Genomic DNA, 25,704 nt, shown 5'->3' with positions numbered 1-25,704 from the left:
ACGGTTCAGAGGCTGGCACTATATAGTAGAACTAATAACTGTGAAAGCGTTTTAGAGGAGGATTTAGTTAGCATGAAATTTGTTACAGCATTACGAAATGAGCAGCACTTTATCGGAGTTGTTAATGGTGAACAAGTTATCGATTTATCAGGCCTTGCAAGTATCAGGAATGTGGATTTCCCGTCAACTTTACAAGAAGCGATCTCCCTTGGTGATGGGTTTTTAGGAAAAGCAGAGAAGCTTGTCAACGTGGAAGAAGCAGAAAAACATACATATTTAATAAGCGAAATAAAACTATTAGCTCCGATTCCCCGTCCTAGTAAAAATATTTTTTGCATAGGAAAAAATTACCGCGATCACGCGATTGAAATGGGAAGTGAAGCAGATATTCCAGAAAATATCATGGTTTTTTCAAAAGCGCCAACAGCAGTGATCGGACACGGTGAAGGTATTCCCAGACACTCAACTGTTACAGAGCAACTCGATTATGAAGGAGAACTTGCAATTATTATCGGAAAAACGGGTACAGGTATTACGAAGGATGATGCGATGAAATATGTATTTGGCTATACGATTATAAACGACATAACAGCACGTGATCTTCAGCAAAAGCATAAGCAATTTTTACTTGGAAAAAGTTTGAACGGGACTTGTCCGATGGGTCCATGGGTTGTTCATCATTCTGCGGTTCCAAACCCAGAGAACCTTAGTATCGTTACAAAAGTAAATGGGGAAGTGAGACAGAACGGGAATACGTCTGATTTTATTTTTGATATACCGACCATGATCGAAGAACTTTCGAAAGGGATGACATTGGAAGCGGGAGACATCATCGCAACTGGTACACCTGCAGGAGTTGGAAAGGGAATGAAGCCACCCGTATTTTTGAAAGTGGGAGATTCAATAGAAATTACAATAGAAGGAATCGGGACGCTTCGTAATGAAATAGTAGAATGAAGTCGAATTAACTAGTTACATAGAGGAGGAATTCACATGGAAAAGCTGCTTTATATTAACGGTTCATGGACAGGAAACTCACTTGAAAAAATAGAGGTGTATAACCCCGCAAACGGTGAAGTGGTAGGAACGGTGCCGTCTTGTGGGAAAGAAGAAACAGATGCTGCGATTGAGGCAGCACATGATGCATTTCCACGCTGGTCCAAATTAACTGCGTATGAACGAGCTGAATACCTCATGAAACTGCATGATTTGATGATTGAACAAAGAGAAGAATTAGCTGAACTGATGACGCTAGAAATGGGTAAACCGTTAAAAGAATCTGTTGGTGAAGTGATGTATGCCGCTTCCTTTATCAAATGGTACGCAGAAGAAGGAAAGCGTGTGTACGGCCGCACGATTCCTTCAAGTGCTGAAAATAAACGAATGCAAGTGTTAAGACAGCCTGTCGGAGTTGTTGCAGCAATCACGCCATGGAACTTCCCGGCAGCAATGATCACAAGAAAGCTAGGTCCGGCTCTCGCTGCAGGCTGTACGTTTATCGTAAAGCCGCCAAAAGAAACACCACTAACAGCAATTAAATTAGTAGAACTCGCCGATCAAGCAGGTTTTCCGAAAGGCGTTATCAATCTTGTAACAGGTTCATCGTCTGTGATCGGAAAAGCCATTATGGATTCTGAAAAAGTAAGAAAAGTAACATTTACTGGTTCTACTGAGATCGGAAAAAATTAATCGAACAGAGTGCTGCAACGGTTAAAAACGTATCTATGGAATTAGGTGGTCACGCACCTGCAGTCGTGCTGGACGATGCAGATCTGAAAAAGCAGTCGCAGGAATCGTAGCTTCCAAGTTTCGTAATGCTGGTCAAACATGTATTTGTATCAACCGCGTATATGTTCAAGAAAACGTATACGATGAGTTTGTAGAACTTGTAGCCGCTGAAGCGAAGAAACTAAAAGTAGGCAACGGTCTTGAAGAGGGCACGGACATCGGTCCAATTATCAATAAAGATGGCTATGAAAAAATTTCTGAGCATGTAGAGAACGCTGTTTCAAATGGGGCAGAGTGTGTCACAGGCGGAAAAGGAAGATCGGAAAATGGTGCGTATTATTACGAGCCGACTGTTCTGAAAAACGTTACCCAAGATATGCTAATCATGAATGAAGAAACGTTTGGACCGGTTATTCCGATTCATAAGATCAACACGATTGAAGAAGGCATCAAGCTTGCGAACACAAGCCCGTTTGGATTAGCAGCTTACGTGTATACGGAAAACATGTCCAAAGGAACAAAAGTTGTTGAAGGGTTAGATTACGGAATTATCGGCTGGAATGATGGTGTTCCATCTGCTGCACAAGCCCCGTTCGGTGGTATGAAAGAGAGCGGTCTTGGCCGAGAAGGTGGAGTAGAGGGAATGGAAGCGTACTTGGAGACAAAATACGTAAGCTACGTACTATAAAAACTTTTGAGAAACCGGGTGAGGACCATATGGACTTAGGTTTAAGAGGGAAAAATGTATTAGTTCTTGCTTCTAGTAAAGGGCTCGGAAAAGCTTGTGCACTCCAGTTTGCAAGAGAAGGAGCAAACGTGATGCTGACTAGCCGTGATGAAGATCAGCTATCTAGGACTGCAGAAGAGATCAAAAGTGAAACAGGTTCAGTCGTTCATTTTAAAGTGTGCGACATCACACAGCGCAATGAGATTGATGAATTAGTTGCAGAAACGGTAGACAAGTTAGGAAGCATTGATGTGCTGGTTAACAACGCCGGCGGACCTCCAGCAGGCACGTTCAATGATTTTGAAGATGAGCATTGGCAGGGTGCATTTGAGTTAACGTTGTTGAGTCTAGTGAGATCTGTCCGTGCTGTTACGCCGAATATGCGTAAAAATGGCGGTGGACGTATCGTGAACATCGCGTCTTCTTCATTTAAGCAACCGATCGACGGACTCATTTTATCAAACACATTCCGTACAGCGATTAATGGTCTATCAAAAAGTCTTTCACAAGAGTTGGGCAAAGACGGCATCCTAATCAACACAATTGGACCAGGACGCATCGGAACAGATCGTGTTGGGGAATTAGATCAAATGATGGCTGAGAAAAAAGGAGTATCCGCAGAAGAGGTGAAAGCTGCCATGGAAAGCGGCATTCCGCTCGGGCGTTACGGTGAGCCGGAAGAGTTTGCGAAGATGGTAGTGTTTCTATGCTCTGGCGCTAATACTTATATCACAGGGCAGTCACTATTGATTGATGGTGGAATGGTGAAGGCTCTATAAAAGTTTGAACTTAAAGAAGCAGCCGGTGCTAGGCTGCTTCTTTATATTCATGTAAGGGGTATAATGCGGGGTGAAACTTGTCGAGGATTGTAGACTCGTGGGTAAATCGCAAAAACTTTTTGATTCGAGGCCAAATCTCGTGGATTAACAGCCAAAACTTTTGGATTCGACTCGTTTTTATTTGGAATCAATAGCATAGATATTGTGAATTACCCCAGGTGGTAACGTTCTGAAACAGTTTCGGCATCCCAAACTGAACACTTAAGCACTTTAAACTAAGGCTCTTTTCTAAAAAAATGTTGCTTATTAATCTTTTTTTGTTGTCTTATTGTTGTCTTCTTTCAACAGTTGATTGGAGTGTAAGGTGGGAGACTCCTGCGGGACAGGTGTGCAGGTGAGACACTTAAGAGTGAAACGTACGAATGTGGCTCACCGCCTGCCCCGCGGAAAGCGAGCACCTGAAACGGAAATCAACTGCTTTCTAAAGCAACAATGAATACGAAAACAGCCTAAATTTAAAAACAAAAGAGCTGACTACTCACAGTCAGCTCCCTAAAAAATTAAACAGAAAGTACGTTCTTAATACGTTCAATTGCCCACTCTAGGTCTTCTTCAGAAATAATGAGAGGCGGAGCGAAACGAATTACGTTTTCGTGTGTTTCCTTACATAACAATCCTTGTTCTTTTAAACGTTCGCAATATGAACGAGCAGGTTCGTTCAGTTCAACACCGATGAACAAGCCTTTTCCGCGAACTTCTTTAATAACCGGGTTATCAATCTTCTTCAATTCGCCTAAGAAGTACTCACCAAGCTTAAAGGAACGCTCAACTAAGTTCTCTTCTACAAGTACTTCTACTGAAGCAACAGATACCGCACAAGATAATGGGTTTCCACCGAATGTAGATCCGTGAGAACCAGGGTTGAATACGCCTAGTACTTCGCGGTTAGCGGCTACACAAGAGATCGGCATAACGCCTCCGCCAAGTGCTTTTCCTAAAATGTACATGTCTGGCTCGATTTCTTCCCAGTCACAAGCAAACATTTTACCAGAACGGCCTAAACCAGACTGAATTTCATCTGCTACAAAAAGAACGTTCTCAGCTTTACATACGTCAAGTGCTTCTTTCAAGAATCCTTCGCGTGGAATAACGATTCCAGCTTCACCTTGAATCGGCTCTAGGATGAATGCAGCCGTGTTTGGTGTAATCGCAGCTTTTAATGCATCAAGATCACCATAAGGGATAAGCTTGATACCAGGAAGCATTGGACCAAATCCACGCTGATAGTCAGGATCAGATGACATAGATACCGCTGTCATCGTGCGTCCGTGGAAATTTCCTTCACAAACGATGATTTCTGCTTGGTTGTCAGCAACGCCTTTTACATCATAAGCCCAGCGGCGAACAGCTTTGATTGCTGTTTCTACAGCTTCAGCACCTGTGTTCATCGGAAGGACCATATCTTTTTTCGTTAAGCTAGATACTTTTTCGTAAAAATCACCAAGTTGATCATTGTGGAATGCACGTGAAGTTAGCGTTACTTTGTCCGCTTGGTCTTTTAGTGCTTGAATGATCTTAGGGTGGCGGTGACCTTGGTTAACCGCAGAGTAGGCACTAAGCATGTCCATGTATCGGTTACCTTCTGGATCTGTTACCCATACACCTTCAGCTTTCGAAATTACGATTGGAAGCGGATGATAGTTTTGTGCACCATATTGTTCCGTTTTAGAAATTACAGTTTCCGTATTTTTCGTTTCTGTCTGTTTCAAAGGAAACACCTCTATTCTGCAAGATTTCTCACATTGCTATTATAGCAATGAAAGTGCTTACTTTACAGGGGTAACTCTTTTAATTGCCTAGTTCTAGGGAGTTCGTGGTATAGTAATATGGAGAATTATACATAGGAGGATATATTTATGATTCATGCTCATGTTACATCATGGTTTTTGGCGTTAATTTTGTTCTTTGTAACGTATATGTTATACAAAAAAAATGCCGGAAAAAAATCAAAAATTTTTCACATGATTCTGCGAGTTTTGTACTTAGCCATCCTTGCAACAGGTGGACATATGCTCGCTAGCTACTTAATGGACCCAGGAATTGTTAATAAAGGGCCGCTAATTATTAAAGGTACACTTGGGCTTGTGGTGATTGGTTTAATGGAAATCATCCTGGTACAAAGAAAACGCGGTGAAGGCCGTCTGTTGAACTGGGTGTTCTTCTGGTTGTCTTTACTATTAGTATTATTTTATGGTTATGCTGTTCTTGGATAGGAAACAAAACAATGATCGCCTGCAATTGTGGGCGGTTTTTTTATTGGATAAAATAACCAGCATGTGTTTTTGTTAACAAAGCGGAATGCCCACCGATATTAAAGATGACAAGTATAGCTTTTCTTAAAATGCGTTTTCTTGGCAGATGAGGTGTGGTGTAAGCATGCAAACCCATAATTATTTATTTAAAAGTGAAATGGACTTACAAAAGTGGATTGTTAAAAATAAGCTAAAAAAATATGAAAACATATTGATCCAAGTTTTCACTGGAAAGGTTGATAAGCAGTGGATCAATGACCTGCGTAAACAACTATTGTTTAGTTTACCTCAAGCTAAAATAATCGGTGTTACAACAGATGGTGAGATATTAAGCGGCCGTGTCACAACAGGTGAAACGGTTATTTCTGTTTCTATTTTTAGCAACTCTGTTCCGAGAACGTTTTATATACCGCTTGAGGAAAACAAGAACAGCAGAGATCTAGGGATAAGACTAGCAACAGAAGTTATTCAAGACTCAACTAAGCTTGTATTTGCTTTCGGTGATGGTATGCATATGGAGAGCTCATCGTTTCTTAAAGCATTTCATGAGACAGCTCCAAATGTCTATATTGCGGGTGGAAACGCAGGAGATAACGGGAAGTATGAAAATGTCGTTCTTTTTACAGAAAGTGGAGTTTTTGATAAAGGGGTAGTCGCGGCTGCTATCGATAGTGAAGAACTATATCTTCACACGCTTTCATACACAGAATGGAAACCAGCGGGGAAGGTATTCACGGTAACAGATGTGTCTGTTGATGGAGAATTGGAGATCGAAGGAAAGCCGATCTATGATCTTTATAAACAATACATGGGTAAGGATATCGCTGATAGACTGCCGGCCTCTGCCTTAGAATATCCATTGATCATAAAAAGAGGTAAAACGTATCATCCGTTATCCGTTAAATCATCGAACCCTGGAGAACCTATTCTGTTTCATCAGAATACAAAAGCGGGTACTAAGATTCAAATCGGCTATAGAGATGCAGCACTTTCTTTAAGAAGTATTGATCTTGTAACAAAAGAGCTACAGGATAAGCCGGCTGAAGCTATTTTCCTTTATTCATGCATGGCACGAAGACGATTTTTAAAGAGTACATTAGAAGAAGAATTTCTAGTCATTGATCAGTTTGTCCCAACAGTTGGGTTCTTTTCGTACGGAGAATACTTTCACGATGGCACCACCTTACAGATGCTCTCTCATGCGTTAACGATCCTAGTTGTTAGTGAATCTAATGACGCGACACTGCAGAAAAAGTTTGATTCAACCATACCGGAACAGACAAAAGAGATCGATGACTTGCTTGCACTCTCTCACTTGATACAATCGAGCACAAAAGAGATGGAAGAGCTGAATGATCATTTACTAGAATCTGAACAGCGCTACAAATCCTTGTTTGATCATAATCCAGATATGATTTATTCGATGGATATGAACGGTTACATTACGAGTGTAAATCACGCGCTCGTCCAATCTTTAGGGTTCTCACAAGAAGAGATGCTTCAATCTCACGCCCTTGACTACATTTGTGAAGAAGATCATAAGCGTGTTGTTGAACATTTCAGGCTCGCCGTGCATGATAAGCCTCAAACGTTTGTAACAAGCATCAAGAAAAAAGACGGCAGTCACATTTTAAGCAGCATTACAAACATACCGATCGTGGTCAATCAGCAGGTAGTTGGGGTGTATGGTATCGGAAAAAACATTACATGGCAGAAGAAGGCAGAGGAAGAGATCGAACAGTTAGCGTTTCATGATTCTCTTACAGGTCTGCCAAACCGCGGTATGTTTGAAAAAAGGCTTCGTGAACTTGTTACAGAGAGCGATCACTCGCGCGACAAACTAGCGGTAATGTTTATTGATATCGATCATTTTAAAATCATAAATGAAAGTCTTGGTCATCATATCGGAGACGTTGTGTTAAAACATGTCAGTAAACAGTTGAGGCAAGTGATCAACAGCCAAGATCTTTTATGCCGATTTGCAGGTGATCTATTTACGCTGATTCTAACATCCATCGACAAACCAGGTGATATCATAGATACAGCAAACAGAATTGTGGAAGCACTTAAGTTGCCCATTTATTTGGATGGCCAAGAGTATACAGTGAGTACATCAATTGGAATCAGCATCTATCCGAATGATAGTACAAGTGCTGATGTGCTTATTAAGAATGCAGATACAGCGCTTCATAAAGCTAAAGAAAAAGGCCGTGGGAAGCGAGAGATTTTTACGGATGAGATGAACGCTTTTACTCTTGAACGGCTTAAGCTGGAAGGCTATTTGCGAAAAGCGGTACAAAAAGGTGAACTTCAACCGTATTTCCAGCCTCAATATTGTTTAAAGACTGACAAGATTTTAGGGTTTGAAGCTCTCGTAAGATGGAACCATCCTGAACTCGGTCTCGTGTCTCCTATGCAATTTATACCGTTAGCAGAAGAAATCGGGCTCATTGATGAAATTGGCCGTTTTGTTCTGATAGAATCTTGTAAACAGTTAAAGCGATGGCATGATGGGGGAGCTCCTCATCTATCGATCTCTGTAAACGTTTCAGGCAGACAGTTTCAAAGATTATCCTTTGTGTATGAAGTAAAAGAGGCGCTTGAAACCGCGGGGATATCTGCAGAATATCTTCATTTAGAGCTAACTGAGAGTACAATGATTCAAAATGTACAGTACAGCATTAGTATTATGGAAGAATTAAGAGAACTGGGTGTTCGTTTATCGATTGATGATTTTGGTACGGGCTACAGCTCTCTCAGTTATTTAAAAGATTTTCCGGTTGATTACTTAAAGATCGATCAAAGTTTTATCAGACATTTAAGCGATGATTACTTCAACACAAGCGATGCTGCCATCATCAAGGCAATTATTATGATGTGTGAGGGACTCTCGCTTTCAACAGTAGCAGAAGGTGTTGAAACGTACGAGCAAATGAAACTGCTGCGCGAATACGGCTGTCATACAGCACAAGGTTATATCATTAGTAAGCCGATGCCTGCAAATGAAGCCGACCAGTTTTTAGAAAGATACATGACAGCAAAAAACAGCACATCCTCATAAAATGGTGTGCTGTCTTCTTTGTTTTGCTCTTTTCTAATAATTTGTTGTTGCTTATAAGTTATTTATTGTTTTGCCTTCACCGGAAAGTTGATTGGAGCGGAAGGTGCAAGACTCCTGCGGGACAAGCGGGCAGGTGAGACACTTAAGAGTGAAACGTACGAATGTGGCTCACCGCCTGCCCCGCGGAAAGCGATGCACCTGGAGCGGAAATCAACCATTTTCAAATGCGACAGAGTATTTTACAAAACAGCGTTATTTTTTCTTCTCATAATACATAAAGGCTAAGGCGCCAATTAGAATGGATCCTTTAACGATATCTTGTGCGTAGTAAGGAACATTTAGCATCGTTAACCCATTAAGCAGAATACCGATTAATACAGCTCCAACAAAAGTACCGATTACATTCGGTTTTCCTGCTCCAAATACCGAGAAACCAATAAATGCAGCTGCAACACCATCCATTAATAGGGAGCTCCTGCAGAGACCTGTCCCGTACCGATTCGAGCGGCTAATAAGATACCCGCTAGTGTGGCAAAGAACGCAGATAGAAGATAGGCATACATTTTATAGCGCTGAACTGGAACACCCGATAATCGTGCAGCTTCTTCATTTCCGCCTGTAATGTATAATAATCTGCCAAAACGGGTCTGCTGAAGAATCACGTGAACAACAACAACGGCAATCAGCATAATGATAACGGGTACCGGAACTGATAAAATTTCACCCTGACCGATGAAAAGAAAAGATGGTAGGAAAACGCCAGGTGCTGTTCCGCCCTCAGTTAGCGGCATGTTGTTATAGATGGAGAATCCTTTTGTGAACGTCAGATGCAGTCCGTTAATGATATACATCACGGCAAGTGTTGCGAGCAGATCTGGGAGTCTTACCTTAACAACGAAGAACGAGTTTAATAGACCTACTAAAAGTCCAATTACAATTGGAATTAAAATAGCGATAATCGTTTCCTGGCGATACAGTACGAGAGCAGCGGCACTCGTAACGGTTGCAAGGCTAGCTGTTGATCCCACTGAAAGGTCAAAGCCCCCAACAATAAGAGAGATCGTTACACCAATCGCTAGCAATGTAATGATAGAGACCGAACGCAAAATATCAGTAAAGTTTTGATAGCTTAAGAATTTGTCGTTAGCAAGACTGAAGCCGATCACCGTTAATAAAATGACAAGAAGTGTTCCGTATCGATAGAGAAAAGGAAATACCTTTTCTTGAAACGAGTATTTTGTTTTGTTAAGTTCATTCTCTACTTGCTCTTTATGAACGTACTGTGCCATAATGACCTCCTGTTGCATAGTGCATAATTTTTTCGGTAGTTGCTTCTTCCTTATTCAGTTCCCCAGCAATTTTCCCGTCGTACATGATGAGAATCCGATCACAAAAAGCGAGCAGTTCTTGAATCTCACTCGTAAAATAGAGGATGCCCTTTTTGTTTTGAGCAAGCTCTTTAATGCACTGAAACACATCCTGTTTTGCTCCTACATCGATTCCTTTTGTCGGTTCATCAAAAATGAAAACCTCACCGTCATTTAGAAGCCACTTTCCAATCGCAGCTTTCTGCTGATTACCGCCGCTTAAGTGATTAAGAAGCAGAGATGACTTTTGAGTCTTTATGCCAAGCTGTTTGATCCACTTTTCAGCTTCTGCTTTTTCTCGGTTTTTTGAATAAAACCAAACTTCGTAAACTGTTTTAATACAGGCAGCGTTAAATTCTCCACAACGTTAAAATCAACGAGTATGCCTTCTTTGCGGCGTTCTTCTGGAACAAATCCGATACCTGAAGAGATTGCTTTCTGAGGGCTCGTAACTTTTATTCTTTTACCTTTAATAGATAGATAGTCACCAGATGGATCAGCACCGAACAGAGCCCTTGCTGTTTCTGTTTTTCCTGCACCAACCAGTCCGGCAACACCAACGATTTCACCTTCGCGTACTGAAAAGGACACACGTTCATTTGTTGCTGGTACGGTGAAATTTTTAACGTCTAAAAGTATATTACCTAAAATCCGCTCATCTTCATCGTTTAAAAGTTCAACCAGTTCGTTTCCTAACATCGCGCGTACGATTTCTTCAGACGAACAATCAGAAGTTTCTTTATGAAGGGTTACGTAACCATCTTTTAAGACTGTCACCCTTGTAGATAACTCCATAACTTCCGGCAAGCGGTGGGAAATATAAATAATTCCGACACCTTGTTTTTGAAGCTCGCGAAGTACACTGAAAAGATGTTGAGCTTCTTTCGTACTAAGAGCAGCTGTAGGTTCATCCAGGATAATAAAAGATATCTCACGAGATAGCGCTTTTGCGATAAGAACTAACTGTTTTTCCGCTAATGAACAATGAGAAAGGGGAAGGGAAGGGTCAAGGTTCAAACCAACTCTTCTTAATAGTTCCTCAGCGCGTTTATGGCGTTTTCTCCACGAAAAGAATGCTGGTCCTGTGATAAAAGCATTCATCGTAACGTTTTCTGCAATGCTTAAGGAAGGGACAAGAGCCGTATCTACTTCTTGAACAACCATTTCGATGCCAGCATCCTTCGCATCGGCAGGAGTATTAAAGTGCTGTTCTTTTTGATCAATTGTTATGATGCCGCCATCGCGTTCATAATCACCGGATAAAATTTTCATAAGTGTACTTTTCCCTGCACCATTCGCTCCTAAAAGAGCATGGACCTCACCGCTAGTTACGGTAAAGTCCACTCCTTTTAGTACAGTTTGATCACCAAACGACTTTTGTATAGAAGTTAATGAAAGTATAGTCATTATTGATTCGCCTTCTTTAAGTTATCCATCCAAGGTGAAGTGCCAGCTTCCGATTTACCCCAACCTTCTACGTACTTACCGATCTCATCCATGGATACTTTAGAATTCGGAAGATCTTCTTTTTCAACAAGATGAGGCTGAACGCTATAGATTTGAGGAGTTTCTTCTCCAGCTACCTTTTGGTACAGAAAACGAACTTGCAGCTTCCCGACATCAGCAGGGTCAGTTGCTGCAGTTGACACCCATGGGCTGTTTTCTTCTTGCATCAATTGAAGATCTTCATCACTTAAATCGATTCCGTACACTTTAATCTCATCGCGGCCAGCTTGCTGAATCGCACGAGTTACACCTTTTGCGAATTCGTCCCATGGCGCAAATACCGCATCGATATCACCCTTGTTCGGATATTTTTGAAGAAGGGCTTCCATCTGAGATTGTGTATCAAGAGCTGTGTTCTGCGTCGCCGTACCAAAACGTGCGATTTCTTTTATAGAAGGATAGCGTTTCTTAAATGCCTCATACATTACGTTTCTTCGTTCCATCGGTGTAAAACCACCAACCCACACATAAACGATCTCACCTTTTCCGTTCAAATCTTGCGCCATCGATCTGAGAGCGTTCCAAGAGAGGCTATAGTCATCCTGGTCGATGACGGTAACACCTGGAATGTTGATGTCACTATCAAACGCGACAACTGGAATGCCTGCTTTAACCGCTTTCTTAACACTCGGAGCAATCGCATCGGCACGACCATGGTCAATTAAGATGCCATCCACTTGTTGGTTCACGGCAGTTTCTACATAAGCAGCCATTTTTGAAAGGTCGTTGTCGGCGTTGTAGATTTGAACCTCACCACCAAATTCTTCAACCTGTTTCTTCACACCGCTAATATATTGAGAAGAGAATGTGCCGATCGAAAATTGATTGATGGATGCAATCTTTAAAGGCTTCTGAAGCTGTTTTGGAACTTCACTCGATGTTGCTGCAGACTTCGTTTCTTTAGATTTTGATTCAGTTGCTGATGCTGGTTTTGTTTCCGTTTTATTCGTAAGCGCATCTTGTTCACTTGTGCAGCCTGTTAAAAGAGAGAGGCTGTTAAGAATGCTGTTGCTAATACTTTATATGGTTTCACTTCTGTTCCTCCTTAAGTGTCGATAGTGCCTCACTGTAATTTCCTCTGATGATGCCTTTTTCCGTAATGATTGCTGAAATGTATTCCGCTGGCGTTACGTCAAAAGCGGGGTTGAATACTTTTATCCCTTCAGGAGCGATACGGACACCGTTTAGATGTGTAACTTCTTCTTCCGGACGTTCTTCGATTGGAATGTCGTCACCGCTTGCTGTTCCAAGATCTAAGGTAGAGAGGGGACAGGCAACATAAAGGGAATGTTAAGAGCTTTCGCTTGAAGAGCAAGACCGAACGTACCAATTTTATTTGCCGTATCTCCATTTGCCGCCACGCGGTCACAGCCTACGATTACAGCTTTAATGTTTTTGTTTTCAAAGTATGTGCCGCCATGTTATCGGTAATCAGCGTCACATCGATATCATTTGCTTGAAGTTCCCAAGCCGTTAAACGAGCTCCCTGCAGAACAGGTCGAGTTTCGTTAGCGTAGACAAATAGATCCCAACCTTTTTCTTTAGCAAGATGAAACGGAGCTAAAGCTGTACCGTATTTGCTTGTAGCGATAGCGCCAGCGTTACAAATCGTCATTACCGCATCCCCATTTTGCAGAAGGGACAAGGCATATTCACCGATTTTGCGGCACGTATTTTCATCTTCTTCTTGAATGGAGAGGGCTTCTGTTTCAATTCTTTTTTCGCATCTTCAACTGTTGCTGCATCTTGAGCTACCTCGACGACACGATCGATCGCCCAAAATAAATTAACAGCAGTAGGACGAGAAGAAGCAAGATAGTCTCTTTGTGTCTGCAGTTTAGATAAAAACTGCGAAAGGTTATTTTCTTTTTCTGTATTACTCCAAAGCGCAAGTCCGAAAGCGGCAGCTATACCGATCGCAGGAGCTCCGCGAACTTTAAGTTTTGAAATCGCATCCCATACATGTTCAATGGTCGTCACATTCAAATAAACGGTGTGATGGGGAAGTTGTTGTTGATCCAATATAAGCAGGTGGTCACCTCTGTAACGAACAGAAGGAACCCATTTTTCAGCTACAGTCATTCTCTATGCACCTCTAATCCAGTCAGTCAATTCTGTGATGTTTGAAATTTTTCTTTGGTTTTTAATAAGGGTACTTCCAAGCTCTAATGCTTTTTTCTTATAAAACAGCTCAACCTCTTTTTGCGCAATGGAGTCAAGATCTGCAACGTGTGCAAGACCGATTGTTCTTCGGATGATTTCACAGCCCGCATAACCGATTGCTTCATGGAACGTTTTTTGTAGGAAATTATCTAGAACGCCTTCTGTTTTTGCAAAAGGATCAGTCGCTTTCTCATCCCACAGCTGTGTGAACGTTTCACTGTACGTATTCCACGTCTTCTCGATCGTTTGTAAAAGGTAAGACTGTAAAGATTCACGATTAAAAGGCTCTTTCGCATGCGCGTTCTGTGAAAGATGGTTAAGCGCAAGATTCGCAATAAAGTGAGCAATATCAAAACCAGCAGGTCCGTAGAAAGCAAACTCAGGATCAATTACTTTTACAGAGTTTTCTTTTACAAAGATACTGCCTGTATGAAGATCGCCGTGAAGCAGGATCTCAGCTTTTGTTAAGAACGCAAATCGCAGTTGAGCCACTTCTTTAAGCAGTTCTTTGTCGTTCCAAATCTTATCGACTTCATTCTGCAGTTCAGCAGGAAAGTCGTTCGTATCGTGATTAAAAAACGGATCTGTAAACACTAAGTCTTCTGTAATCTTGCAAAGTTCAGGGTTCGAAAAACGCCCAACTTGTTCTTTTTCTCAAATGGATGCAGATAAAAGTCACTAGAATAAAAAGCTGTTTTAGCAGCAAATGTTCCAATATCCTCAGCCAAGGTAGGGTATGTTTGCCCTTCAATGAGTCCTTTACGAAGGATCACATGGTCAGACAAATCTTCCATCACCGTAACAGCTAATGTCGGATCAGAATAATAAACCTTGGGAACAAGGTGTGGAACGGATTCTGCTTCTTTTAAGAGGGCCTCACTTTCAATTCTTGCTCGGTCTAGCGTAAGAGGCCAGCTTTCACCAACCACTTTTGCATATGGAAGTGCTTGTTTAACAATCAATGCTTTTTTTGAATCTGGATTTTCGATATGAAATACAAGATTGAGATTGCCATCGCCAATTTCTTTTACAGACAAGGTGTTTTGTTCAGCTTCATCAAAAAATTCTAAAGTTTTCACAACATCAAGTACAGTCAACTCGCTTAACGGTTCATATGTAGGTTTTACTTGTACGCTCATTTTTTGTTCCCCCGGAATGTTTTTACAAATAAAAAGAGCCTCTTTTCATATAAGAAAAGAGGCTCGGAATGTTAGTTCTCCCGCGCCTCTTATCTTAGCAAAACATGTTGTTTTGCCGGAATTAACACCGTGCCATACGCTGAAATCATATCAGCGGCTCCCCGTATAATGCGGGCGCCCCATCTCACAATGGTATTACGGTCGGTTGCTGGGTTTCATCGGGCCATATCCCTCCACCTGCTCTTGATAAGAGACCAAATTATTCGTTTTTGTAAGGCGTGTTAATATTCACGCAATTCATAATCGTTATACTACAACGTAGAAGTAAGGTCTGTCAACACAAAATTTTAGAAAAAATTAGTAAAGATCGATTCGTCTATCGTTAAATACGGGTACCTTCAAACGGACCTCGTCTACTAAACTCGGAGAAATATCTGCTGTAAGAATCTCTTCGTTAAGGGAAGATCCCTCAGCGATAATATCTCCCCAAGGATCGATAATCATGGATTGTCCAGCAAACGTGTTATTCGGATCTTTCCCAACACGGTTACAAGCGACAACATAACATTGATTCTCAATAGCACGTGCAATAAGAAGTGCTCTCCAGTGTGTTTGTCTTTGAATCGGCCATTGTGCCGGAACGAATAGTATCTTTGCTCCATTTACAAATGGCGTACGAATCCACTCGGGAAAACGTATGTCATAACAGATCGCAGCAGTTGAAAGATTGCCGTCAATTGTAAACATACTAATGTTTATTCCAGGTGAGATGTATTTCTCTTCTTCCATAAGCGTGATCAGATGAGCTTTTGAATAAGTGCCGATATGCTCTCCGTTTCGGTTGAAGGTAAGTGATGTATTGTATACAGCGTTACCGTCACGATACGCGACAGATCCGCCTACAACATTGATGTTAAGCTCTTTCGATAGTTTGCTTAACCATTTTTTCGCACGATTCCCATTGTAATCACTGATCTCATCTAAGCGAGTTAAGTCATATCCAGTATCCCAAAGTTCTGGCAGTATAATCGTATCAGGATGATGCTCACTTACCGCTTCACGTATTTTATTTTCGATATGTTTATAATTTTTATCTGGATTGCCAAACTGAACATCTACTTGTATACAGGCAATTTTCATAACAGGACCCCCATCGTATAAAAAAGTCTTTACAGAATTTCTTTAAGCGTATAACATAACTGATTAGAATTTCAAGAACATTCAAATTAGACTGGAAGTGATGGAGATGAAACGTTTTGAGCAGGCAGAAGTAATGGGGAAGTTGCCAGAGCAATTTTTCGCAAAGCTTGTAAAAAAAGTATCTCACTATGTAGAACAAGGATATGACGTTATTAATCTTGGACAGGAAACCCCGATCAGCCCACGCCTCAACATATTGTTGAAGCTCTAAAAGAAGGTGCTGACAGACCTGAATTTCATAAATATTCACCGTTTCGCGGACATGGGTTTTTGAAACAGGCTGCTGCAGATTTTTATAAACGAGAATATGGTGTGACGCTAGACCCTGAGAAAGAAGTAGCTGTTCTTTTTGGGGGGAAAGTTGGTTTAGTAGAGTTATCGCAGTGCTATTTAAACCCAGGGGATGTTGCGCTCGTTCCGGACCCAGGATATCCAGACTATTGGTCAGGTGTAGCGATGGCAGGTGCTAAAATGGAGACGATGCCGCTTCGCCAAGAAAACGATTTTTACCCCGTTATGATGAACTTTCTGATTCAGTGCTCGATGAAGCGAAACTTATGTTTTTAAATTACCCGAATAACCCGACAGCTGGAGTAGGCAGTGAAGCATTTTTTGAAGAGACGATCGAAATAGCAAAAAAACATGATATTTTGGTTTGTCATGACTTCGCGTATGGTGCGATCGGATTTGATGGGGATAAACCTATTAGCTTTTTACAAGTTGAAGGAGCAAAGGATGTAGGAATCGAAATTTATACGCTTTCTAAAACGTACAACATGGCAGGATGGCGCGTTGGGTTTGCTGTCGGCAACGAATCTGTTATCGAATCTATTAATCTGCTGCAAGACCATTTTTATGTGAGCTTGTTTGGAGCGGTGCAGCATGCGGCAGCAGAAGCGCTGAATGGATCACAGGAATGTGTGGATGAATTAGTGAAAACTTACGAAAGGCGCCGTAATGCGTTCATCGGCCGTTTGAATGAAAACGGATGGAACGTGGAAGCACCAAAAGGATCGTTCTTCTGCTGGCTTCCGGTTCCAGAAGGATACACATCAGAAACATTCGCAGATTACTTGCTGGAAAAAGCACATGTTGTAGTCGCACCAGGAATCGGATTCGGAAGTGAAGGCGACAAATATGTCCGAGCAGGTCTTTTGACATCAGAAGAACGTTTGATTGAAGCGGCAGATCGAATCACTAAGCTGTTTTAAAAATTTTTTAGAGAAGAATCATTTCTAAAGAATGTTTTAGAGTCGTTTTTTTAAATACCACTTTGACGAGTTGATTGTAGTGTAAGGTGGGAGACTCCTGCGGGACAGGCGGGCAGGTGAGACACTTAAAAGTGAAACGCACAAATGTGGCTCACCGCCTGCCCCGCGGAAAGCGAGCACCTGAAATCAACAGCTTTCACAACTGTTAGAGCTTACTGAAAAGAGTTTTAAAAATTTTGGTTGACAGATTCTTCATGCCCTGTCATAATCACAATTAAAATTATATTCTAACAATTTGCACTCTTATTAAGAGCAGGTGGAGGGACTAGCCCGATGAAACCCGGCAACCATTCAGCTATATAATTTAGCTGAAAACGGTGCTAATTCTTGCAGCCTTATAATTAGGCTGAGAGATAAGAGGAAGCGGAACTGTCGATATTATGACGCCTCTTCCTCGTGAAGGGGCTTTTTGTGTGTCTGAAAGGAGTTAAACCAACATGAGTAAAATTACAGCGACGTATTTGGTACATGACAAAAAAGGAAATCTAGAGAAAAAAGCAGAAGGAATCGCGCTAGGCCTGACTGTTGGATCCTGGACAGACCTTCCTCAGCTCGAGCGGGATCAGCTTTTAAAACATAAAGGAATTGTAGAAGAAGTGACTGAACTTCCTGAGGATTCAGCTGCTGATCAGTATTTAGGCAGCAAGAGAACACGTGGATTGTTAAAAATCTCGTATCCTTCAGCCAACTTTTCTAACGATCTACCGGCCATCCTCACAACCGTTTTCGGTAAGCTTTCTTTAGACGGTGAGATCAAGCTCGTAGATTTAGAATTTGATAAACAGCTAGAACAAAGTTTTCTGGGTCCGAAATACGGTATTTCAGGCATAAGAGATATTCTTGGTGTTCATGATCGCCCTCTTGTAATGAGCATATTTAAAGGAGTTCTTGGAAAGGATCTTTCGTTCTTCGAGCAGCAATTATATGAGCAGGCTTTAGGCGGAGTAGACCTTGTGAAAGATGATGAAATTCTGTTTGAAAATCACCTTACTCCTTTTGAAGAAAGAATCAGAGTGGCTAAAAAAGTATTAGATTCTGTTCACAGTAGAACAGGAGAAAAGACGCTTTATGCGGTAAACCTGACAGGCAGAACAAGTGAACTTCGCGATAAAGCAAGACGTGCAGCAGAATTAGGAGCAAATGCTTTATTGTTTAACGTTTTGTCCTACGGTCCTGACGTCCTGCAAGAATTGGCAGAGGATAAAGAAATTCCGCTTCCAATTATGGCGCATCCCGCATTATCGGGAGCGATCGGATCATCTTCTCTTTACGGAATTGGGTATTCAGTTTTGCTAGGAAAACTGCTTCGTTATGCAGGAGCCGACCTGGTACTGTTCCCATCTCCATATGGAAGTGTGGCGCTTGATCGCCATGAAACGTTAAGCATTGCAGAGGCATTGACGACAGATGATATTACACTGAAAAAGTCATTCCCGGTACCATCAGCAGGGATCCACCCAGGTTTAACGCCGGTTTTATATAATGACTTCGGTGTAGACAGCGTGATCAACGCAGGTGGGGGAATTCATGGGCATCCAGATGGAGCAGCAGGTGGTGCACGAGCATTCCGCCAAGCTGTAGATGCCGTTGTGAAAGGTGAAGACTTTGATCATTATGCTGAGAAACACCCTGAACTACAAAAAGCCCTAGAGCTTTGGGGCGGGGTGCCGGTAAAATGACAACCTATCAATCTGTAATCTTTTGTGATTTTGATGGGACAGTCACCGAAAAGGATAACATCGTCGCGATCATGGAGGAATTTTCACCTGAGGGCTGGCAGCCAATCGTGCAGGAAATTCTAAGCGAAAATATCTCGATCCGTGAAGGGGTCGGAAAGATGTTTTCCAGAATTTCTTCAGATAAAAAGCAGGAAATCATCGAATTCGTATTAACCCGTTCCAAGATTAGAGACGGCTTTCAGGAGTTTATTAATTTTACGAAAGAGGAAAATATTCCGCTTTATATCGTAAGCGGCGGCATTGATTTTTTTGTTCATCCAGTCTTGGAAAATAAAATCGAGCCTGAACACATTATTTGCAATGCCAGTGACTTTTCCGGCGACACGATAAAAATTCTTTGGCCGAACGCATGTGATAATTTGTGTGATAACGACTGCGGTTGCTGTAAGCCTTCTGTCATTCGTCGATTAGAAGATCAGTTCCATGATGCAGAGAAAATTGTAATCGGCGATTCGATCACCGATCTGCAAGCATCTAAATTGGCTGACGTAGTGTTTGCAAGAGACTATCTGATTGAAAAATGTGAGGAAAATCATATTTCATACACACCTTTTGAAACGTTTCATGACATCATTCATGCATTAGAGAAACGAGGTGTAAAAAGTTGAGTAAACAACAGCGCTGGAATGAGCTTGCGGATGTAAAAGACGAACTCGCTGCCCGAGATTGGTTCCCAGGCACAAGTGGAAACGTATCTATTAAAGTTAGTGACACGCCCCTAGCCTTTTACGTATCAGCAAGCGGAAAAGACAAAACAAAGCGTACATCAGAAGACTTTCTTTTAGTTGATGAGTATGGAAATTCTATCGAAGAAACTAATCTGAGAGCTTCTGCAGAAACAGGTATTCATTGCGAAGTGTATCGATTAACCGATGCTGGCTGCTGTTTGCACGTTCATACAGTGGACAACAACCTAATTTCTGAACTGTATGGAGATAAAGGGGAGATTACATTCCAAGGTCAGGAGCTCATAAAAGCATTCGGGATTTGGGAAGAAGACGGGAAGATTACGGTTCCGATTGTGGAAAACTATGCAGATTTAACAAAGCTCTCTGAAGCCGTTGGTGCGGTAATAAAGCCTGACACGAAAGCTGTACTTATTCGAAATCACGGTATCACCGTATGGGGCAAAAACGCATTCGAAGCGAAGAAACACTTAGAAGCTTTTGAGTTTTTGTTCTCGTATCACATAAAACTGCAAACTCTATCTTTCTTAAATAAAAATAACTCATTTGGAGGCGTAAAAAATGGCACAACTAAGATTTCATGATAACAACGAAAGAATTGAAAACCAAAGTGAAGTAGAAGCTTACCTAAACTCGCAGGAAGTTATTTACGAAAAGTGGGACATTGAGAAACTTCCAGCACACCTGCGTGAGAACTACGCGTTAAGCGACGAGGACAAAGCAGAAGTGATTCAAACTTTCCGTAGCGAAATTGACGATATTTCAGAGCGCAGAGGCTATGTGACTGAAGACGTTATTTCTCTTTCTGACGCAACACCAAACTTAGATGAACTTCTGAAAAATTTCTTGGCAGAACACCACCACACAGATGACGAAGTACGCTTTATCGTTTCAGGACACGGAATTTTTGCCATCGAAGGGCCAAATGGAAGATTCTTTGATGTAGAACTTGAGCCAGGGGACTTGATCTCAGTTCCAGAAAACTTCCGTCATTACTTCACACTGCAAGAAGACCGAAAAGTTGTAGCAGTGCGTATTTTCAAATCAAAAGAAGGCTGGGTTCCGATCTACGATAAAGAGCCACAAGAAGCAAAGTAATGATAATAAAGCATACCTTTTCTTTTTGAAAGGTGTGCTTTTTTATAGAATGTAACCCTATTTCTATAAATCTAGATGACGTCGGAAGCTCGTTCAGCGGCATTTATGCTCGCTGAACGAGCGCCATATGAAATTTATGATTTCAATCCACACAAAAAAGCACCGGTACTACAGCCGGTGCTTTCTCTTATTCTTACTTATCCTATAATTCTTTCGTTCTTCTCAAATTAATCAAACGGTACGTATGCAACGCAATTACTTTTAATACGGCATATACGGGAACGGCTAATATTAATCCGAGTAAACCTCCAAGGCTTCCAGCAACAAGCAAGATCGAAATGATGGTAAGCGGGTGGATGTCGAGCTTTTTACCCATCACTTGAGGTGAGATAACATTTCCTTCGATTTGCTGAGCAATCACCATCACGACAAGTACTTTGATGACCATCGCTGGCGAGTCTACAATTGCTACGATCAGTGCTGGCACAACACCGATGATAGGTCCAAGGAAAGGGATAACATTTGTAAACATAGCGATGATAGCCAGTATAAGAGAGTACTCAATCCCAATCACCAGGTATCCGATGTAAAGCATGGTTCCTACACAAACACTGACTAAGATTTGACCTTGAATATACGAGCTTAACGCAATATCCATATCTTTTAGTATTTTTGTTCCATTATTGCGCTGTCTTTCAGGCAACGTTTGCAGCACCATTTGTGGTGCCTTTTCGCCTTCTTTTAACATGTAATAAAGAATGAACGGAACCGTAACAAAAATCATAATAATGTTCGTAATGATTCCGATAAAGTTTGCGATGTTCGTTCCAATCGTTTGAGCACTGTTGGACAGGTAAGCTGATACTTTATCAGAAATCTCTTTTACATCAAACTGTTCACTTTCCTGAAACGATTTATCCATTCGTTTTGCTGAAGATCATTCAGTTTTGAACGAATAGCGTCAATCAAAGCCGGGGTATTTTCTACTAAATTACTTACCTGTCTTTGCAGGACCGGACCAATGGAATAGAACAATAGTACAAAAAGTCCGATTGCGAGCAAATAAATGAGCAGAATGGATAATACCTTTGGAACATTTCGTTTATGTAAAAACTGAACAACGGGACGGAACAAATAGTAGAGAACACCGCCTAGTAAAAACGGAAAGAATAGCGTTTGTACAAGTACGACGATGGGTCTGAAAATAAAATCAATCTTTGTTCCGACTAAAATAATAAGAAAAATGAGGAGCAAACCGTAACCGATACGAAAAAACTTCGACTGTGGCATCCAATAATCACCTTTATCTTCTGAAATATGTATTCATTATATACAACTTGGAAGAACTTGCACAAATATTTCAGTAACACCCGTACAAGGATGAAAGCATATGCTGAGTAATGGGCATGCGTACTAGAAATGGAGTTTGTACAGAAAGGATGAAACCAATGTGCGGAATAACGGGTTGGGCAGATTGGAATCGTAACCTCATTAATGAAAAGAACATTTTAATTAAAATGGCCACACCATTATCGAAAAGAGGACCAGACGCACTTAATGTTTGGAGCACTACACATGCAGGCTTTGGTCATGCTAGATTAGCCGTTGTAGATATTGAAGGCGGCGTTCAGCCAATGACAAGGTCTAAGAACAAAACAAATTATACACTTTGCTACAACGGTGAATTGTACAACACAGAAGATCTTCGGAAAGAGCTTTTACAGAGAGGCTACCGATTCGAAGGTCATTCTGACACCGAAGTTCTTCTAACAGCCTATATCGAATGGGGAGAAAGCTGTATTGAAAAATTCAACGGAATCTTTGCGTTCGGCATCTGGGATGAAGAGAAACAAAGCTTATTTGTCGCACGTGACCGTCTAGGAGTAAAGCCGTTCTTTTACACAGAACAAGGCGGCATGTTTCTGTTTGCTTCTGAAATTAAATCGATTTTAGCTCATCCTGAAATCAAGGCTGAAGTTGACCGGGAAGGATTGCAGGAAGTTTTCGGCCTTGGACCATCTCGTACACCAGGGAACGGTGTTTATAAAGGAATAAAGGAGCTGCGTCCTGCTCATGCGGCAACGTATACAAAAACGGACTGAAGATTTGGCGTTATTGGAACGTTGAGAGTAAACCGCACCAAGATTCGCTCCATGATACGATTGAAAATGTAAAATATCTCGTAAATGACGCAGTTACTCGGCAATTAATAGCAGATGTACCCGTTTGTACGTTCCTTTCTGGGGACTGGACTCAAGTGCTATAACTGCAATAGCGGCAAATTATTTTAAAGAAGAAAATAAAGGTGAACTTCACACGTTCAGCATCGACTATGTAGACAACGATAAATATTTTAAAGCAAGCGACTACCAGCCGAACTCAGATGCGTTCTGGATCAATCAGATGGTGGAAGCGACGGGCTCTGTTCACCATAGCTGTGTGATCGATAATGAATTACTAATTAATCATTTGCGTGAAGCAGTCACTGTTCGTGATTTGCCTGGTATGGCTGATGTAGATTCATCACTATTGTGGTTCTGCAGGCAGATTAAACCGCAATCAACTGTTGCACTATCAGGTGAATGTGCAGATGAGATCTTTGGAGGATATCCTTGGTTTCATAAGGAAGAACTCTTGAACCGTCCGATGTTTCCATGGATGCGTTCTACAGAAGCTCGCCAAAATCTTTTACAAGACTCATGGTCTAAAAAACTGAATCTAGCATCTTATGTTCATCAAAGATACGAAGAAACGGTGAAAGAAACACCAGCACTAGATGGAGAAACAAAGATAGAAGCAAGACGTCGTGAAATCTTTTATCTGAATATGATTTGGTTTATGACGACACTATTAGATCGAAAAGACCGAATGAGTATGGGAGCTTCATTAGAGGTAAGGGTACCGTTTGCAGATCATAGAATTGTAGAATATGCATGGAACATTCCCTGGGACATGAAGATGTTGGACGGAAGAGAGAAGGAATTCTCAGAAAAGCATTAACTGGAGTTCTTCCGAAAGATGTATTGTATCGTAAAAAGAGCCCGTATCCAAAAACGTTCCATCCGGATTACACGAATGGGGTAAAAGACTGGCTGCAATCTATTGTTTCGAAAAAGGATTCGCCTCTTTTTGAAGTGCTGAACCGCAAACGAGTTCAAGAGATCATTGATACAAATGGAGAAACATTCAAAGAACCGTGGTTTGGCCAGCTGATGACAGGACCACAGCTAATGGCGCATCTTGCGCAGATTGATAGCTGGTTAACCGATTATAATATTAATATCATCGATTAAAAATAAAACCGGAAAACGTCATGTTCTCCGGTTTTTCCGTATTTATGCGGTTGCTTCGCTTTGTACAATATATTGCTTTTGCCATTTTCTATTTCGCCACCTCGACAGCATGAACAATCCTCGAAGCCATTCATCTGCTGTAAACGCAAGCCAAATCCCTACTAAACCTAAATCAAACGTAATGCCTAGAAGGTAGGCAAGCGGCACACTCACACCCCACATAGAAATGACGCCCATCACAACCGGAAATTTAACATCACCTGCTGCACGTAAACTAGAAATAATAACAAGGTTAAAAGAACGGCCAGGTTCGAGTAACAATGTTAAATACAACAATAGGGTACCTTCTTTTATTATCTCAGGATTATCCGTAAAGATGGAAAGAAGGGGTTTTGCAAAAAGAGAAGCCACCCCTGCCATCAGGAAACTGATGATCATGGCATAAGTCTGGCTTTTTATACACATTTTATAAGCTGAGTCATACGATTTAGCCCCAATTAAATGACCGATTAAAATCTGAGTACCTTGCCCGATCGCAACAGCAAAAAGGAAGATAAACATCATGATATTAAACGTGTATACCTTTGTTGTAAGCGCAGTTGTTCCGAGCAGCGTAATAAAAAACGTAATCAACATTTGGGATCCGCTGTACGAAAGGTGCTCGCCAGCAGAAGGCAATCCGATTTTTAGTACGCTCTTAATATGCAGAGGGAACAATTTAATAGAGCTCGCAAAGGGAAGAGGTATAGAAGATCGCTTAAATAATAGATAAAGAATCACAACTAAACCTAGAAAACGGCTGACAGAAGTCGAGATCGCTACACCTTCAACACCTAAGACAGGAAAGCCGAACGCTCCAAAGATAAATAAATAGTTACCAAATACGTTTAAAATATTCATGCCGATCGTGACGTACATCGCATCTTTCGTAAATCCATAACTTCTGATAGCGGCTCCAATCGTCATAATGACAGATTGAATAAATGAGAACCCGCCAACAATATACAAGTAGCTTGAGGCATCTTCCATCAATTCAGGTGGCGTATTCATCCATCTTAAAAATACATCTCCCCAAATCAGTAATGCAGCACTTAAGAGCAAACCGAAAAGCAGGTTACCCATAATAGCAACAACGGCTACTTCAGCTGCAGTTCTTTCCAGCTTAGCGCCGATTGCTTGCGCGATGACGACACTTGCTCCTGTAGCAACAAAACCAAACATGACGATTACAATAGATAACAGCTGGTTGGTAAGGCCAACTGCAGCCACTGAATGGTCCGAATATTGACTAAGCATGAGTGTATCTGCGTTACCCATTAACATATGAAGCATAATTTCTATAAAGATAGGCCACGTAATGGCAAAAAGGGAAAGCTTAGCGGCTTTGTTTCCTTTCATGTACATCCCTCTCCATCGTGTTGATTGAATATTTTCCTATTGTAGCAGGAAAGTTAAGTCACTGAAATAAAGTCCCCTTACTTTTTAGGGTAAGGGGTGGTAGATTGTGCTTTGTAGTCTTTGTAAAGCGGTTGCTCTCCGTTACAGATGCTCGCTTTCCGCGGGCAGGCGGTGAGCCACATTCGTAACGTTTCACTTTTAAGTGTCTCACCTGTCTAGTTGAAGTGGCTAGCCCCT

At 41.4% G+C, this 25,704-nt stretch carries 19 protein-coding genes, 7 pseudogenes and 2 riboswitches; of the genes and pseudogenes, 14 read left to right on the top strand and 12 right to left on the bottom strand.

Features of this window, described 5'->3' with window-relative positions; all coding sequences use genetic code 11:
- Positions 1-72: 72 nt before the first annotated feature.
- From ACEWFH_RS14680 to ACEWFH_RS14665, 4 genes and pseudogenes are all read left to right on the top strand, one after another.
- On the top strand, positions 73-957 hold the full coding sequence (locus tag ACEWFH_RS14680) for a fumarylacetoacetate hydrolase family protein (protein ID WP_473724575.1): 885 nt from the start codon (positions 73-75) through the stop codon (positions 955-957).
- A gap of 36 nt (positions 958-993) precedes the next feature.
- Positions 994-2,416, top strand: a pseudogene (locus ACEWFH_RS14675) (NAD-dependent succinate-semialdehyde dehydrogenase).
- A 29-nt stretch (positions 2,417-2,445) separates the two neighbouring features.
- On the top strand, positions 2,446-3,234 hold the full coding sequence (locus ACEWFH_RS14670; protein WP_473724574.1) for an SDR family oxidoreductase: 789 nt from the start codon (positions 2,446-2,448) through the stop codon (positions 3,232-3,234).
- 364 nt (positions 3,235-3,598) lie between these two features.
- Positions 3,599-3,730: a hypothetical protein gene (locus tag ACEWFH_RS14665; RefSeq protein ID WP_473724573.1), complete on the top strand. Its 132-nt coding sequence runs from the start codon at positions 3,599-3,601 to the stop codon at positions 3,728-3,730.
- Between the two features lie 64 nt (positions 3,731-3,794).
- Here the strand turns inward: ACEWFH_RS14665 and ACEWFH_RS14660 are convergent, their stop codons facing one another.
- Entirely contained in the window at positions 3,795-5,003 is a 1,209-nt protein-coding gene (locus ACEWFH_RS14660) for an ornithine--oxo-acid transaminase (protein ID WP_473724572.1), read from the bottom strand.
- A 147-nt stretch (positions 5,004-5,150) separates the two neighbouring features.
- Between ACEWFH_RS14660 and ACEWFH_RS14655 the strand changes: the two genes are divergently transcribed.
- The 3 genes from ACEWFH_RS14655 to ACEWFH_RS14645 all read left to right on the top strand — a co-directional run bounded on the left by ACEWFH_RS14655 (position 5,151) and on the right by ACEWFH_RS14645 (position 8,878).
- Positions 5,151-5,507 (top strand): YisL family protein, encoded by a 357-nt coding sequence (locus tag ACEWFH_RS14655; RefSeq protein ID WP_473724571.1) that lies wholly within the window; start codon positions 5,151-5,153, stop codon positions 5,505-5,507.
- A 163-nt stretch (positions 5,508-5,670) separates the two neighbouring features.
- A complete protein-coding gene (locus ACEWFH_RS14650; protein WP_473724570.1) occupies positions 5,671-8,607 on the top strand; it encodes a bifunctional diguanylate cyclase/phosphodiesterase in 2,937 nt (978 codons plus the stop codon).
- A gap of 103 nt (positions 8,608-8,710) precedes the next feature.
- A complete protein-coding gene (locus ACEWFH_RS14645; protein WP_473724569.1) occupies positions 8,711-8,878 on the top strand; it encodes a hypothetical protein in 168 nt (55 codons plus the stop codon).
- Here ACEWFH_RS14645 and ACEWFH_RS14640 read toward each other — a convergent pair.
- From ACEWFH_RS14640 to ACEWFH_RS14605, 8 genes and pseudogenes are all read right to left on the bottom strand, one after another.
- Positions 8,860-9,896: pseudogene (locus ACEWFH_RS14640) on the bottom strand (ABC transporter permease). The gene ACEWFH_RS14645 and the pseudogene ACEWFH_RS14640 overlap by 19 nt on opposite strands.
- On the bottom strand, positions 9,877-10,083 hold the full coding sequence (locus tag ACEWFH_RS14635) for a hypothetical protein (RefSeq protein ID WP_473724568.1): 207 nt from the start codon (positions 10,081-10,083) through the stop codon (positions 9,877-9,879). The pseudogene ACEWFH_RS14640 and the gene ACEWFH_RS14635 overlap by 20 nt, the downstream one beginning before the upstream one ends.
- Positions 10,084-10,173: 90 nt before the next feature.
- A pseudogene (locus tag ACEWFH_RS14630) lies at positions 10,174-10,248 on the bottom strand (hypothetical protein); the annotation flags it as partial.
- Positions 10,230-11,381: a sugar ABC transporter ATP-binding protein gene (locus ACEWFH_RS14625; protein WP_473724567.1), complete on the bottom strand. Its 1,152-nt coding sequence runs from the start codon at positions 11,379-11,381 to the stop codon at positions 10,230-10,232. The pseudogene ACEWFH_RS14630 and the gene ACEWFH_RS14625, both read right to left, overlap by 19 nt.
- Entirely contained in the window at positions 11,381-12,496 is a 1,116-nt protein-coding gene (locus ACEWFH_RS14620) for a sugar ABC transporter substrate-binding protein (RefSeq protein WP_473727312.1), read from the bottom strand. The genes ACEWFH_RS14625 and ACEWFH_RS14620 overlap by 1 nt, the downstream gene beginning before the upstream one ends.
- Positions 12,497-12,509: 13 nt before the next feature.
- A pseudogene (mtnA, locus tag ACEWFH_RS14615) lies at positions 12,510-13,562 on the bottom strand (S-methyl-5-thioribose-1-phosphate isomerase).
- A 3-nt stretch (positions 13,563-13,565) separates the two neighbouring features.
- Positions 13,566-14,782, bottom strand: a pseudogene (gene mtnK / locus ACEWFH_RS14610) (S-methyl-5-thioribose kinase).
- 86 nt (positions 14,783-14,868) lie between these two features.
- A riboswitch (SAM riboswitch) is annotated at positions 14,869-15,035 on the bottom strand.
- A gap of 104 nt (positions 15,036-15,139) precedes the next feature.
- A complete protein-coding gene (locus ACEWFH_RS14605; RefSeq protein WP_473724566.1) occupies positions 15,140-15,922 on the bottom strand; it encodes a carbon-nitrogen family hydrolase in 783 nt (260 codons plus the stop codon).
- 106 nt (positions 15,923-16,028) lie between these two features.
- On the opposite strand from ACEWFH_RS14605, the pseudogene ACEWFH_RS14600 reads away from it, so the two are divergent.
- From ACEWFH_RS14600 to ACEWFH_RS14575, 6 genes and pseudogenes are all read left to right on the top strand, one after another.
- A pseudogene (locus ACEWFH_RS14600) lies at positions 16,029-17,193 on the top strand (aminotransferase class I/II-fold pyridoxal phosphate-dependent enzyme).
- An 86-nt stretch (positions 17,194-17,279) separates the two neighbouring features.
- Positions 17,280-17,402 (top strand): hypothetical protein, encoded by a 123-nt coding sequence (locus ACEWFH_RS14595; protein ID WP_473724565.1) that lies wholly within the window; start codon positions 17,280-17,282, stop codon positions 17,400-17,402.
- A 91-nt stretch (positions 17,403-17,493) separates the two neighbouring features.
- Positions 17,494-17,613, top strand: a riboswitch (SAM riboswitch).
- A 77-nt stretch (positions 17,614-17,690) separates the two neighbouring features.
- A complete protein-coding gene (locus ACEWFH_RS14590) occupies positions 17,691-18,932 on the top strand; it encodes a 2,3-diketo-5-methylthiopentyl-1-phosphate enolase (RefSeq protein ID WP_473724564.1) in 1,242 nt (413 codons plus the stop codon).
- Positions 18,929-19,600, top strand: coding sequence for a 2-hydroxy-3-keto-5-methylthiopentenyl-1-phosphate phosphatase (locus ACEWFH_RS14585; RefSeq protein ID WP_473724563.1), 672 nt, complete (start codon positions 18,929-18,931; stop codon positions 19,598-19,600). Before ACEWFH_RS14590 ends, ACEWFH_RS14585 begins: the two co-directional genes overlap by 4 nt.
- Positions 19,597-20,262 carry a methylthioribulose 1-phosphate dehydratase gene (locus ACEWFH_RS14580; protein ID WP_473724562.1) on the top strand — a complete coding sequence of 222 codons (666 nt, stop codon included), beginning with the start codon at positions 19,597-19,599 and terminating at the stop codon, positions 20,260-20,262. Before ACEWFH_RS14585 ends, ACEWFH_RS14580 begins: the two co-directional genes overlap by 4 nt.
- Positions 20,240-20,776 (top strand): 1,2-dihydroxy-3-keto-5-methylthiopentene dioxygenase, encoded by a 537-nt coding sequence (locus tag ACEWFH_RS14575; RefSeq protein ID WP_473724561.1) that lies wholly within the window; start codon positions 20,240-20,242, stop codon positions 20,774-20,776. The genes ACEWFH_RS14580 and ACEWFH_RS14575 overlap by 23 nt, the downstream gene beginning before the upstream one ends.
- A gap of 202 nt (positions 20,777-20,978) precedes the next feature.
- Here the strand turns inward: ACEWFH_RS14575 and ACEWFH_RS14570 are convergent, their stop codons facing one another.
- Both ACEWFH_RS14570 and ACEWFH_RS14565 read right to left on the bottom strand, forming a co-directional pair.
- Positions 20,979-21,698 carry an AI-2E family transporter gene (locus ACEWFH_RS14570; protein WP_473724560.1) on the bottom strand — a complete coding sequence of 240 codons (720 nt, stop codon included), beginning with the start codon at positions 21,696-21,698 and terminating at the stop codon, positions 20,979-20,981.
- Positions 21,659-22,066, bottom strand: coding sequence for an AI-2E family transporter (locus ACEWFH_RS14565; protein WP_473724559.1), 408 nt, complete (start codon positions 22,064-22,066; stop codon positions 21,659-21,661). The genes ACEWFH_RS14570 and ACEWFH_RS14565 overlap by 40 nt, the downstream gene beginning before the upstream one ends.
- A 158-nt stretch (positions 22,067-22,224) precedes the next feature.
- On the opposite strand from ACEWFH_RS14565, the pseudogene asnB reads away from it, so the two are divergent.
- Positions 22,225-24,069 (top strand): annotated as a pseudogene (asnB, locus tag ACEWFH_RS14560) (asparagine synthase (glutamine-hydrolyzing)).
- Between the two features lie 42 nt (positions 24,070-24,111).
- Here asnB and ACEWFH_RS14555 read toward each other — a convergent pair.
- Positions 24,112-25,467 (bottom strand): MATE family efflux transporter, encoded by a 1,356-nt coding sequence (locus ACEWFH_RS14555; RefSeq protein WP_473724558.1) that lies wholly within the window; start codon positions 25,465-25,467, stop codon positions 24,112-24,114.
- Between the last annotated feature and the right edge of the window lie 237 nt (positions 25,468-25,704).

The sequence above is a fragment of the Fictibacillus sp. EA-CB0309 genome (genome assembly GCF_055814265.1).
The sequence above is the reverse complement of the archived record's forward strand: the minus strand, read 5'-3'. Positions and strand labels throughout refer to the sequence as shown.

Excerpts from the sequence above, each read along its gene's own strand:
- ACEWFH_RS14590 (WP_473724564.1), top strand. The coding sequence starts at position 17,691 with ATGAGTAAAATTACAGCGACGTATTTGGTACATGACAAAAAAGGAAAT.
- ACEWFH_RS14670 (WP_473724574.1), top strand. The coding sequence starts at position 2,446 with ATGGACTTAGGTTTAAGAGGGAAAAATGTATTAGTTCTTGCTTCTAGT.
- ACEWFH_RS14650 (WP_473724570.1), top strand. The coding sequence starts at position 5,671 with ATGCAAACCCATAATTATTTATTTAAAAGTGAAATGGACTTACAAAAG.
- ACEWFH_RS14680 (WP_473724575.1), top strand. The coding sequence starts at position 73 with ATGAAATTTGTTACAGCATTACGAAATGAGCAGCACTTTATCGGAGTT.
- ACEWFH_RS14605 (WP_473724566.1), bottom strand. The coding sequence starts at position 15,922 with ATGAAAATTGCCTGTATACAAGTAGATGTTCAGTTTGGCAATCCAGAT.
- ACEWFH_RS14585 (WP_473724563.1), top strand. The coding sequence starts at position 18,929 with ATGACAACCTATCAATCTGTAATCTTTTGTGATTTTGATGGGACAGTC.
- ACEWFH_RS14655 (WP_473724571.1), top strand. The coding sequence starts at position 5,151 with ATGATTCATGCTCATGTTACATCATGGTTTTTGGCGTTAATTTTGTTC.
- ACEWFH_RS14575 (WP_473724561.1), top strand. The coding sequence starts at position 20,240 with ATGGCACAACTAAGATTTCATGATAACAACGAAAGAATTGAAAACCAA.
- ACEWFH_RS14565 (WP_473724559.1), bottom strand. The coding sequence starts at position 22,066 with ATGCCACAGTCGAAGTTTTTTCGTATCGGTTACGGTTTGCTCCTCATT.
- ACEWFH_RS14555 (WP_473724558.1), bottom strand. The coding sequence starts at position 25,467 with ATGAAAGGAAACAAAGCCGCTAAGCTTTCCCTTTTTGCCATTACGTGG.
- ACEWFH_RS14570 (WP_473724560.1), bottom strand. The coding sequence starts at position 21,698 with ATGGATAAATCGTTTCAGGAAAGTGAACAGTTTGATGTAAAAGAGATT.
- ACEWFH_RS14625 (WP_473724567.1), bottom strand. The coding sequence starts at position 11,381 with ATGACTATACTTTCATTAACTTCTATACAAAAGTCGTTTGGTGATCAA.